The organism is Actinomadura sp. NPDC049753 (genome assembly GCF_040674655.1).
Taxonomy (GTDB): domain Bacteria; phylum Actinomycetota; class Actinomycetes; order Streptosporangiales; family Streptosporangiaceae; genus Spirillospora; species Spirillospora verrucosospora.
In genome coordinates, this window is the sequence record NZ_JBFARL010000252.1 from 1 (window position 1) to 10,429 (window position 10,429).

A 10,429-nucleotide genomic window follows, 5' to 3' on the forward strand; every position below is an offset into this window, starting at 1 on the left:
CCCGGCCCTGGCCGAGCATCCCGTCGGTGAGGTTCAGCAGCCGCGACAGGCCCTGGCCCGTCGACTGCTTGGCCTCGGCCCACCTGGTCGAGGCGCTGGTCCGCACCGGCGAGCACGACCCGGCCGCGGCGGCCTACGAGCACTTCCGCCGCTGGGTGGACGGGGTCGGCTCGCCCCCCGGCCCGGAGGCGCTCGGCCGCCGCTGCCTGGGCCTGCTGGCCGGATGCGACGACGAGGCCGAGGAGCACTTCACCGAGGCCCTGCGCCTGCACGAGGCCGCCGGCGCCGTGTTCGAGCTGGCCCGCACCGAGCTGCTGTTCGGGCACCGGCTGCGCCGCGGGCGACGCCCTCGCGCCGCCCGCGAGCACCTGCGCGCCGCGCTGCGCGTCTTCGAGCGCTACGGCGCCGCCCCGTGGACGGGGCGGGCCCGCGCCGAGCTGCGCGCCGCCGGGGAGACCGCGCCGCGGGCGGCGAGCGGGTTCGGCAAGCTCACCGCGCAGCAGGCGCACATCGCCCGGATGGCCGCCGAGGGGGCCACCAACCGGGAGATCGCTGCGCGCCTGCTGCTCAGCCCGCGGACGATCGACCACCATCTCCGCAACGTCTTCACCCGTCTCGGGATCCGCTCGCGCGTCGAGCTGGCCCGGCTGATCCGCTGATCCGGCCGGCCGGATCAGCGAGCCTGCTCGTACTCCTCCTCGCGGTCCTCGGCCTTGCCGCTGCGGGAGGACGAGGACGAGGACGATGAGCTCCGCGTGCTCCGGCCGTTCCGGGAGCCCTTGGTCTCCGAGTCCTTGGAGTCCTTGGCGCTCTCGGAGCCCTTCGCGGAGGTCCCGGAGCCGCCGCCCTTGCCGGACTTCTCCTCTTCCTCCATGGCCTCCTCGTGCGTCCGGACGACCTCGCTGTCACGGATCTCGCCGCGCCAGCCCTCGATCTCGTCCGCGCGGGTCAGCGAGTTCGTCATCACGTACCGGCGGAAGTGCTTCAGTTCGAGCCGGGCGCGGCGGCCCTGGGCGCGCCAGAGGTTGCCCGTCCGCTCCATGAAGCCCTGCGGGTGGTACTCCAGGACGACCAGGACGCGGGTCAGGTTCGGCGCCAGCTCGTGGAAGCTCACCGTCCCGTCCACGTGGCCCTTCGGGCCCTTCGAGCGCCACACGATGTGCTCGTCGGGGACCTGCTCGACGATCGTGGACTCCCACGTCCGCGCCGACCAGAAGATCTTCGCCTTCCAGTTCAGCTTGGTCTCGTCGGCCTGGTCGACGCTGACGACCTTCTTCATGAAGGACGGGTAGTCCTGGAACTGCGTCCACTGGTCGTAGACGAGGCGGGACGGCGCACCGATGTCGATGTGCTCGACGATGTTGGTGACCTTCACCTTCTTCCCGCCGCCCTTGCCGCCCTTGCCTTCCTTCTTGCCGCCGGGCAGGACGTCCTTGAGCTTGCCGAAGACGCCCTTGCCCCCGTCCTCGGACTTCTCGTCCTTGCCGTCGGCGTCCTTGGCGTCGGCCTTGGCCTCGTCCTTGGAGTCGCTCTTGGCGTCCTTCTTGGCCTCGTCCTTCGCGCCGTTCTCGGCGTCGGAGGCCTTCGCCTGCTCCTGGTCGCCCTGGTCGGAGTCACGCCCGGCGCGGTTGCCGGCGATGGCCCGGCTCGCCGCGACGGCCGCGCCCGCACCGAGCAGGACGCCGCCGGCGGTGCCGATGGCCCGGCCGCCCGGGAGGGCCTTGGTGATGGCGCCGATACCGGACGAGCGCTTGCGCCCGCCGATCGGCAGCCTCTTGGCGATCTGGCCGACGGGCAGCTTGCCCATCGGGTTTGCGCGTGCCATGTTCCGCTTCCTCACTTGGGGTTGGTGACGGTCTCGCCGTCGCGGATCTCGCCGCGCCAGCCCTCCACCTCGTCGGGGTGCAGGAGCGCCTGCGTCATCACGTGACGGCGGAAATGCTTCAGTTCCAGCCGCGTCCGGCGGCCCTGGGCCCGCCAGAGGTTGCCCGTCCGCTCGAACAGGCCGACGGGGTGGTACTCCAGGACGAGCAGGACGCGGGTCAGGTTCGGCGACAGCTCGTGGAAGCTGACCGACCCGTGGGCGTAGCCCTTGGGGCCCTTCGAGCGCCACACGATGTGCTCGTCGGGGACCTGCTCCTTGATCGTCGACTCCCACGTCCGCGCCGACCAGAAGATCTTCGCCTTCCAGTTCAGCTTGGCGTCGTCGGCCTGGTCGACGCTGACGACCTTCTTCATGAAGGACGGGTAGTCCTGGAACCGCGTCCACTGGTCGTAGACCAGCCGGCGCGGCGCCCCCACGTCGATCTGCTCGACGATGTTGGTCGGCTTCCCCTTCCGCCCCCGCCCGAAGATGCCGGCGAGGGTCTCCTTCAGGGCCGTCCAGCCGAAGCTCAGCAGCGCTCGGAGGGGGGACTTGCCCTCCTGCAGCGCCCTGACCCCGGCCAGGGCGGCCTTGGCGAGCGGGCCGGCCTGCTCCGCCTTCGCGGTGAGGTGCCGGACCGCACGGTCGAGCCGCCGTTCGAGCCGGGTGACGAGCCCGGCCGAGGCACGGCGTGCCAGGCGCCGCGCCGAGAGCGCGGCCAGCGCCCCGCCGGCGCCGACGGCCGCGCCCGCGATCGGGCCCGTCCGGAGTTTCATGTCCTGTCCACCTCATCGTCCAACTCGGGTACGGCGGCGGGTTACCCGGTCAAGCTGGGGCAAAACAGGACGCAGGCAGGAGTGCGCCACATCTCGGCGCGGCCGGCCGCTCCAGGACGGCGGCTCGGGAGGCTTCCGGAGCGAACGCCCGGACGCTCCTGTCGGGCGACCAGACCAGCCCAGCGTGGACACCGGACCAGATCGGCGTCTCCGAAACCTCGCATAACGGTTGAGATTCGTGCTTTACGGGCCCCTTGAACTGGTACGGACCAGTGTTTATCTTCTTCCCCACCACGCGCGTTTGTGCTCGGGGGGCGTTCACACCGCGCAGAATCTTTCATGCGCGCAAGCCGGAGAAGGCGGGGACAGATGAAACGGCACCTCATGGGCGTCGTCGCCGCGGGCCTGACCGTGGCACTCGGCGTCAGCGGCTGCGGCAAGGGCAGCTCGTCGGGAGGCGACTCCGACGGCAAGACCATCAAGTTCGTCGCCGCGATCTACGACGACAACACCAAACCCTTCTGGGACGCCCTGATCAAGGACTTCGAGGCGAAGAACTCGGGCTACAAGGTCAACCTGGAGATGGTCGACTGGACCCAGATGGACGCCAAGGTGAAGACCTACGTCCAGACCAAGCAGGTTCCGGACGTCCTCAACTACAACGCGTTCTCCGACTTCGCCCGCGACGGCCTCATCTACAAGGCGGACGAGGTGCTGTCGCCGGGCACGCTCGGCGACTTCACGCCGACCTTCGTCCAGCAGGCGCAGTACAACGGCGCGCAGTACGGCCTGCCGTTCATCTCCAGCGCCCGCCTGCTCTTCTACAACAAGGCCCTGTTCAAGAAGGCCGGCATCAGCGATCCGCCCGCCACCTGGGACGAGGTCAGGGCCGACGCCGAGAAGATCAAGAAGGCGGGCGCGACCGGGTACGGGCTGCCGCTCGGCCCCGAGGAGTCGCAGGCCGAGTTCTACTCCTGGGCGATGAACAACGGCGGCGGCTGGGTCGACGCGTCCGGCAAGTGGGCGATCAACCAGAAGGCCAACGTCGACACCCTCGCCTTCCTCAAGGACCTCAACAAGTCCGGGCTGACCCAGCCGAACCCGGAGACCACCGACCGCAAGACGGTGTTCAACCAGTTCGCGCAGGGCAAGATCGGCATGGCCATCGGCGGCCCGTTCACCAAGGCCGGGTTCATCGACCCGGTGAACAAGGAACTGGAATTCGGCGTCGCGCCGCTGCCGAGCAAGAGCGGCACCGAGCACAACACCCTCGGCGTCATGGACGTCCTCGCCGCGTTCAAGAAGGACGGCGGCAAGAACAAGGAGGCCGTCAAGAAGTTCCTCGACTTCTTCTACCAGAAGGAGAACACCTCGAAGTTCCTCAAGACCGAGGGCTTCCTCCCGGTGACGAAGTCGGCCGGCGACGCGCTCAGCGCCGACCCGTACATGAAGCAGTTCGTGGACGCGCTCCCGACGTCGAAGTTCGCGCCGACGTCCAACCCGGCGTGGTCGGCGGTCGCGGGCGCGGTCAAGCAGGACCTCGGCACCGCCGCCGCGAACGAAGACCCGAAGAAGGTCCTGGACAAGATCCAGGAGACGGCCGAGAAGGCCGGCTGAGTGCTGGACTCCCCGACCGGAGAGCGGGGGGCCGCCGCCTCGACGGCCCCCCGCCCCTCCCTCCTCCGGCGGACCGGACGCGCCCTGGCGCCGCTGCCGTGGCTCGCCCCGTCCCTCGCGCTCATCGCGATCGTGGTGCTGTGGCCCGTCATCGAGATGGTCCGCACCTCGCTGCAGAAGATCAGCTCCTCCGGCGTCACGCTCGGCTACCGGGGCGGCGGCAACTACACCGACCTGTTCGGCGAGGACGACCTCGTCCCGGTCGTGCTGCGGACGCTGCTGTGGGTCGCCGGAGTCGTCGTCGTCACGATGGTGCTCTCGCTCGCCCTCGGCCAGCTGCTGAACGCCCGCTTCCCCGGCCGCCGCGTCGTGCGCTGGGCCGTCATCGTCCCGTGGGCGGCGTCGGTGCTGATGACGTCGCTGATCTGGAAGTGGATGCTGGACAACTACTCCGGCCTGGTCAACCGCGTGCTGCTCGACCTGCACGTGATCGACGAGCCGGTGAACTGGCTGGCCCACCCGGGGCAGGCGATGCTGTGGATGATGTGGGTGGCGGTCTTCGTGTCGCTGCCGTTCACCTCGTTCGTCATCCTCGCCGGGCTCCAGACGATCCCCGCCGACGTGTACGAGGCGGCCCGCGTCGACGGCGCCGGGTCCGTGCGCACCTACGTCGCCATCACGCTGCCGCTGCTGCGCCCCGCCGTGCTCATCGCGTCCATCATCAACGTGATCAACGTGTTCAACTCGTTCCCGATCATCTGGGCGATGACGGGCGGCGGCCCCGGCAGCAAGACCGACACCACCACCACGTTCATGTACAAACTCGCGTTCTACGATCAGAACGTCGGCGAGTCCGGCGCGATGGCGGTCGTGAACTTCGCCCTGATCCTCGTGATGGTGCTGCTGTACCTGCGCGCCGCCCGCTGGCGGGAGGAGGTCCGATGACGCGCCGGATCGTCCTCACGGGCGTCGGCTGGCTGGTCGCCCTTGCGTTCCTGCTGCCCTACCTGCAGATGTTCGTCACGGCGCTCAAGCCCGAGCGCGAGCTGACCAGGTCGCCGGGCACCTACCTGCCCTCGCACTGGACGTGGTCCAACTTCGCGGACGTCTGGTCGGCCGCGCCCGTCTGGACCTACATGCGGGTCTCCCTCACCGTCGCGGCGGCCGCGACCCTGGTCACCCTCGCCTGCGCGATGCCCGCCGCGTACTACACGGCCCGCAACCGCTTCCGGGGGCGCGGGGCGTTCCTGCTGCTCGTCCTGGTCACGCAGATGTTCGCGCCGACCGCCCTGGTGATCGGCATCTACCGGGAGATGGTCGCGCTCGACCTCACCGACACGCTGCTGTCGCTCATCCTGGTGAACGCGGCGTTCAACCTGCCGTTCTGCATCTGGATCCTGCACGGCTACTTCTCCAGCATCCCGAAGGAACTGGAGGAGGCCGCCTTCCTGGACGGCGCGGGCCGCGTCGGCGCCCTCACCCGCGTCACGCTGCCCATCTCCATGCCGGGCGTCGTCACCGCGATCGTCTACACGTTCATCGCGGCGTGGAACGAGTACATCGTGGCGCTGACCGTCACCGCGTCCCCGGACCGCCGCCCCCTCACCGTCGGGATCCCGTCCTTCGTGACCCAGTACCAGGCGCACTGGCAGTACCTCTTCGCCACCTCGCTGATCGCGATCATCCCGGTCGTCATCCTGTTCGTCTTCATCGAGCGCTACCTCATCGGCGGCCTGACGGCGGGATCGGTCAAATGACCCTGATCGGCCTGGACGTGGGCGGCACCACGATGAAGGCCGCCCTGTTCGGTGAGGACGCGGCGGCCGGTGAGGACTCGCAGGTCCTGGCGAGCGAGTCGCGGCCCACCGACCGGGCCGACCCGGTGGGCGGCGTCCTCGACTTCGCCGCCCATCTCGCCGCCCGTGCCGCGTCCCTGGGCTCCCCCGCCCGCGCGGCCGGCATCGCCCTGCTCGGCATCGTGGACGAGGCGACGGGCACGGCCGTCCACTCCGCCAACGTGGGGTGGCGGGACGTGCCGATCCGGCGACTGGCGCGCGAACGCCTCGGCGTCCCCGTCGCCATCGGCCACGACGTCCGCACCGGCGGCCTGGCCGAGGCCGTGCTGGGCGCGGGCCGCGGCGCGGGCGACTTCGTCTTCGTGGCCGTCGGTACCGGCATCGCCGCCGCCCTGATCCTCAACGGCGCCCCCTACCCGGGGACGGTCGGCTGGAGCGGCGAGATCGGCCACGTCGTCGTCCGTCCCGGCGGCGAGCCCTGCGCCTGCGGGAACCGGGGGTGCGTGGAGACCTACGCCTCCGCCGCCGCCATCTCCCGCCGCCACGGCGAGGGCGTCCCGGCCGAAGAGGTGATCGCGCGGGCCGGGCGGGGCGAGGAGAAGGCGGGACGGGTCTGGTCGGAGGCGCTCGACTGCCTCGCCGACGGCCTCGCCGTGACGGTCCTGCTGATGGATCCGGGCCTGCTGGTCATGGGCGGGGGCCTCGCCCGCGCCGGGGACGCGCTCCTGGCCCCCCTCGAAGGGCGCCTGGCCGCCCGCCTGAAGTTCCGCGACCCGCCGCGCCTGCTGCGCACGCGGCTGGACGACCAGGCGGCCGTCAGGGGCGCGGCGATCCTCGCCCGGCGCGCGCTGGACGGCGGCTAGCCCGTTTCGACGAGCCTGGCGAGGTTGTCCAGGGCCATTCGCGTGCCGGTCTCGTTGTCGGCGGCGGGCACGGCGTCGGGCATGCCCTCGTGCACGACGAGCACCTCGGTGCCCCCGTCGACCTCGGTGAGCGTCGTGGTCATCGTCATCTCGCCCTGGAGGGCGGGATCGCCGGTCTCGAACTCGAACACCTCGACCACGCGCTCGCCGGGCACGAGCTCCACGAACCGCCCGTGGTAGGTGTCGGTGCGCGCCGACGACTTGCCGGCGCCGGTCGGCGCGTCGTAGGTGAGCGAGATCCGGAACGCGCCGCCCTCGCGGCCGTCGAACTCGTGCACCTCGCTGGTCATGCCGTCCGGCACCCGCCATCTCATGATCGCGTCCGCGTCGACGAGCGCCCGGTAGACGTCCGAAGGACGGGCTCTCACGTGCCGCGACACCCGAGTCGAGTACATCCGCCCACCCTACGGCGCATCCCGCCCGCGGAAGGCGCGCCGGTAGCCGGTCGGCGGGACGCCGACGTGCCGGGTGAAATGGCGCCGCAGGTTCGCGGCCGAGCCCAGGCCGCTGCGGCGGCTCACCTGCTCGACGGGCAGGTCGGTGGATTCGAGCAGCGCGCGGGCGCGGCCGAGACGCTGGTCGAGGAGCCACCGGGACGGGGTGGTCCCGGTGTGGGCGGTGAAGCGGCGGGCGCCTGGCCGCCGGGGCGGTGCGCCGGCACCACCATGCGCCGGGCCACCTGGTTGGCGACGTCCGCGCCGAGGTCGCGGCGGACGATGTGCAGGCACAGGTCGAGCCCGGCGGTGCGTCCGGCGCTGCTGAGCACGTCCCCCTCGTCGACGTAGAGCACCGAGGCGTCCACCCGGACCCGCGGGTACCGCCGCTGCAACGTGTCGGCGAACATCCAGTGGGTGGCGGCGGACCGTCCGTCCAGGATCCCGGCTGCGGCCAGGGCGAACGCGCCGGTGCACAGCGACACGATCCGCGCCCTTATGGCAGAAAGCGTGCGCATGTCGGCAGATCAGCCACTCGTGGCCGCCGCGCCGGACTGCGACCGTGGAGCCCCCACCTCTCCTGAACGAAGGAAACGAGCCATGTCCGAGCCCCTCAGCGCCACGCCGGCCCCCGCGGCGGACCTCCGCTGCTCCGTCGTCGAACTGCGGCAGTACACCCTCCGGCCCGGGGCCCGGCCCGTCCTGACCGACCTCTTCGACCGCGAGTTCGTCGAGACCCAGGAGGCCGCCGGGATGCGCGTCATCGGGCAGTTCCACGACGAGGCCGACCCGGACCGGTACGTGTGGCTGCGCGGCTTCCCCGACATGGAGGCGCGGAAGGCGGCGCTCACCGCCTTCTACCTGGAGGGCGCGGCGTGGAGGGAGCATGGCCCCGCCGCCGCCGCCACCATGCTCGACTCCGACGACGTCCTGCTGCTGCGGCCGGTGGTGCCCGGCTCCGGCTTCCCGCCCGCGAACGGGCGGCCGCCGGTCGGAGAGGCACCCCCCGAGTCACGAGTCATGGCGACGATCCTGCACCGCAAGGCGCCCGTGGACACCACGTTCGCGGCGTACTTCGACGACACGATCGCCCCCTTCATGGCCGGGCTCGGCGCTGCTCCCGTCGCCCGCTTCCAGACCGAACCGGCCGAGAACACCTTTCCCCGCCTCCCCGTGCGGACGGGCGAGAACGTCTTCCTCTGGTTCGCGGTCTTCGAGAATGCCGCCCACCTGCGCGACCACCTCGACCGGCTGGCCCGGTCACCGGAGTGGACCGAACGGCTCCTGCCCGCCCTCGCCGCGGACTCCGCGGCCCCACTGCAACGACTGCCCCTGGCCCCCACCCCCCGCTCCGCACTCCGCTGAAGCGTCCCGCGCCCGTCCGAGCGAGAAGCGGGAGGCTCGCGTCACCGCGTCACCGCGTCACCGGCTACCGCTCCGCCTCGCCGTGCGCCCGGCCGCTTCCGCGCGACGCCCTCCTGGACGGTCGCCGCGCCCAAACCCCTCATCCGCATCGCCCGCCTTGACAGCGGCGGTCCCCCCGGCAACGATCACCCGCAGGGGTGGCAGCACGGAGGTCACCCGACCCGTCAATCGACAAGGAACACTGAGATGGCCGAGCAGAAGAACCCGCAGCGCTTCGACAACCCGACGCCGGGCAAGGAGGAGTACAACGCGCAGGTCCTCAAGGGCCAGGCGCAGCTGTCGCCGACCGGCAAGGTCGACGTCCAGTCCGGCCACAACGGCAACCACCACACGATCACGACGGTGAGCGGCAACCAGTCCACCGACGAGATCAAGGCGCAGGTGGAGGAGGCGCGGAAGCAGTGATCCGCACCTCCTGACACTCTGAGCTCGACTTCCGAGGCCCTGGGGAGCACCACCGTCCCCAGGGCCTCACCCTGTCTTCTCTGTGTCTGGACGCTCCGGCCCGTGGGCGGGCGGTCCGGCTTGTAGTGTTCTCGGCGTGTTCATGGGGCGAGACCGCGAGCTCGACCACCTCACCGGGCTGCTCCGGGACGCCCGCGCCGGGCGGAGCAGGACCGTGGTTGTCCAGGGCGAGGCGGGGATCGGCAAGACGGCCCTGGTCGAACAGGTCGCGGCGGCCGCCGGCGACATGCGGGTCCTCCGCGGGACCGGCGTCGAGTCCGAGAGCGAGCTCGCGTTCGGCGGGCTGCATCTGGTGCTGCACCCCTACGGCGACCGGTTCGACGCCCTGCCCGAGCAGCAGGCGGCGGCGCTGCGGTCGGCGTTCGGCCTCGGCGCGGGCCCGGCGGGCGACCGCTTCCTGATCGGCGCGGCCACGCTCACGCTTCTGTCGGAGCTGGCCGCCGACCGCCCGCTGGTGTGCCTGGTCGACGACGCGCAGTGGCTGGACACCGCGTCGCTGGACGCCCTGCTGTTCGCCGCCCGCAGGCTCGGCGCCGACCCCATCTCCATGATCTTCACGGCCCGGGACGGCGCCCGCCCCTTCCCCGACCGCGGCCTGGAGGTGCTGCGGCTGACCGGCCTGGACCGCGGGGCCGCCGAGGAACTGGTGATGGCGCACGCCCCCGGGCTGACCGTGCCGGTGCGCGAGCGCCTGCTGGACGAGGCGGCCGGCAACCCGCTCGCGCTCATCGAACTGGGGAACGCCCTGCGGTCGCGGCCCGCCCGTCCCGCCGGGCCGCTGCCGGTGGGCGGCCGGGTGCAGGAGACGTTCCGGCGCCGGCTGGCCGAGCTGCCGGACGCCACCCGCCGGCTGCTCCTGGTGGTCGCCGCCGACGGCACCGCCGACCTCGGCATCGTCCTGCGCGCCGGGGACGCGCTCGGCCTGATGCCCGCCGACCTCGGGCCCGCCGAGGAGGCCGGGCTCGTCATCCTGGACGGCGGTGAGGTGCGGTTCCGCCACCCGCTCATCCGCGCCGTCACCTACCAGGACGCGGCGAACAACGCGGACGGCTCACCGACGATCACCTGCGGGCAATGCGCACCGCCTGGGCGGACGAGGACGACTACCGCAGCGGGCCGATACCGATCT

The 10,429-nt window shown here is 71.6% G+C and carries 11 protein-coding genes and 1 pseudogene; 8 read left to right on the forward strand and 4 right to left on the reverse strand.

Annotated features, from left to right (window positions below; genetic code table 11):
- Positions 1–659 (forward strand): LuxR C-terminal-related transcriptional regulator (locus AB0K37_RS36995; protein ID WP_363989424.1); only part of this gene is annotated, 659 nt, incomplete at its 5' end.
- A 14-nt stretch (positions 660–673) separates the two neighbouring features.
- On the opposite strand, the gene AB0K37_RS37000 is transcribed toward AB0K37_RS36995, so the two are convergent.
- Positions 674–1,825, reverse strand: coding sequence for an SRPBCC family protein (locus AB0K37_RS37000; RefSeq protein ID WP_363989426.1), 1,152 nt, complete (start codon positions 1,823–1,825; stop codon positions 674–676).
- A gap of 11 nt (positions 1,826–1,836) precedes the next feature.
- Positions 1,837–2,640, reverse strand: a complete 804-nt coding sequence (locus AB0K37_RS37005; RefSeq protein ID WP_363989429.1) for an SRPBCC family protein — start codon at positions 2,638–2,640, stop codon at positions 1,837–1,839.
- Between the two features lie 369 nt (positions 2,641–3,009).
- Between AB0K37_RS37005 and AB0K37_RS37010 the strand changes: the two genes are divergently transcribed.
- From AB0K37_RS37010 to AB0K37_RS37025, 4 genes are read left to right on the forward strand one after another with little or no spacing between them, the layout of a single operon-like run.
- The gene (locus AB0K37_RS37010) at positions 3,010–4,257 is read left to right on the forward strand and encodes an extracellular solute-binding protein (protein WP_363989432.1); all 1,248 of its coding nucleotides are present in this window, start codon (positions 3,010–3,012) and stop codon (positions 4,255–4,257) included.
- Positions 4,258–5,202 (forward strand): sugar ABC transporter permease, encoded by a 945-nt coding sequence (locus AB0K37_RS37015; RefSeq protein ID WP_363989435.1) that lies wholly within the window; start codon positions 4,258–4,260, stop codon positions 5,200–5,202.
- The gene (locus tag AB0K37_RS37020; RefSeq protein WP_363989438.1) at positions 5,199–6,014 is read left to right on the forward strand and encodes a carbohydrate ABC transporter permease; all 816 of its coding nucleotides are present in this window, start codon (positions 5,199–5,201) and stop codon (positions 6,012–6,014) included. The genes AB0K37_RS37015 and AB0K37_RS37020 overlap by 4 nt, the downstream gene beginning before the upstream one ends.
- A complete protein-coding gene (locus AB0K37_RS37025) occupies positions 6,011–6,916 on the forward strand; it encodes an ROK family protein (protein WP_363989440.1) in 906 nt (301 codons plus the stop codon). The genes AB0K37_RS37020 and AB0K37_RS37025 overlap by 4 nt, the downstream gene beginning before the upstream one ends.
- Here AB0K37_RS37025 and AB0K37_RS37030 read toward each other — a convergent pair.
- Entirely contained in the window at positions 6,913–7,371 is a 459-nt protein-coding gene (locus tag AB0K37_RS37030; RefSeq protein ID WP_363989442.1) for an SRPBCC family protein, read from the reverse strand. The two genes, AB0K37_RS37025 and AB0K37_RS37030, sit on opposite strands and share 4 nt — an antisense overlap.
- 9 nt (positions 7,372–7,380) lie before the next feature.
- Positions 7,381–7,904: pseudogene (locus AB0K37_RS37035) on the reverse strand (helix-turn-helix domain-containing protein); the annotation flags it as partial.
- Between the two features lie 106 nt (positions 7,905–8,010).
- Between AB0K37_RS37035 and AB0K37_RS37040 the strand changes: the two are divergent.
- From AB0K37_RS37040 to AB0K37_RS37050, 3 genes are all read left to right on the forward strand, one after another.
- Positions 8,011–8,775 (forward strand): NIPSNAP family protein, encoded by a 765-nt coding sequence (locus AB0K37_RS37040; protein ID WP_363989444.1) that lies wholly within the window; start codon positions 8,011–8,013, stop codon positions 8,773–8,775.
- Positions 8,776–9,021: 246 nt separating this feature from the next.
- Positions 9,022–9,240 (forward strand): hypothetical protein, encoded by a 219-nt coding sequence (locus tag AB0K37_RS37045; RefSeq protein ID WP_363989447.1) that lies wholly within the window; start codon positions 9,022–9,024, stop codon positions 9,238–9,240.
- A 142-nt stretch (positions 9,241–9,382) separates the two neighbouring features.
- The coding region (locus tag AB0K37_RS37050; RefSeq protein ID WP_363989450.1) for an AAA family ATPase at positions 9,383–10,429 on the forward strand (1,047 nt) is incomplete at its 3' end.

What these genes read in the sequence shown, in the direction of transcription:
- AB0K37_RS37000 (WP_363989426.1), bottom strand. Translation starts at nt 1,825, where the DNA reads ATGGCACGCGCAAACCCGATGGGCAAGCTGCCCGTCGGCCAGATCGCC.
- AB0K37_RS37005 (WP_363989429.1), bottom strand. Translation starts at nt 2,640, where the DNA reads ATGAAACTCCGGACGGGCCCGATCGCGGGCGCGGCCGTCGGCGCCGGC.
- AB0K37_RS37010 (WP_363989432.1), top strand. Translation starts at nt 3,010, where the DNA reads ATGAAACGGCACCTCATGGGCGTCGTCGCCGCGGGCCTGACCGTGGCA.
- AB0K37_RS37020 (WP_363989438.1), top strand. Translation starts at nt 5,199, where the DNA reads ATGACGCGCCGGATCGTCCTCACGGGCGTCGGCTGGCTGGTCGCCCTT.
- AB0K37_RS37025 (WP_363989440.1), top strand. Translation starts at nt 6,011, where the DNA reads ATGACCCTGATCGGCCTGGACGTGGGCGGCACCACGATGAAGGCCGCC.
- AB0K37_RS37030 (WP_363989442.1), bottom strand. Translation starts at nt 7,371, where the DNA reads ATGTACTCGACTCGGGTGTCGCGGCACGTGAGAGCCCGTCCTTCGGAC.
- AB0K37_RS37040 (WP_363989444.1), top strand. Translation starts at nt 8,011, where the DNA reads ATGTCCGAGCCCCTCAGCGCCACGCCGGCCCCCGCGGCGGACCTCCGC.
- AB0K37_RS37045 (WP_363989447.1), top strand. Translation starts at nt 9,022, where the DNA reads ATGGCCGAGCAGAAGAACCCGCAGCGCTTCGACAACCCGACGCCGGGC.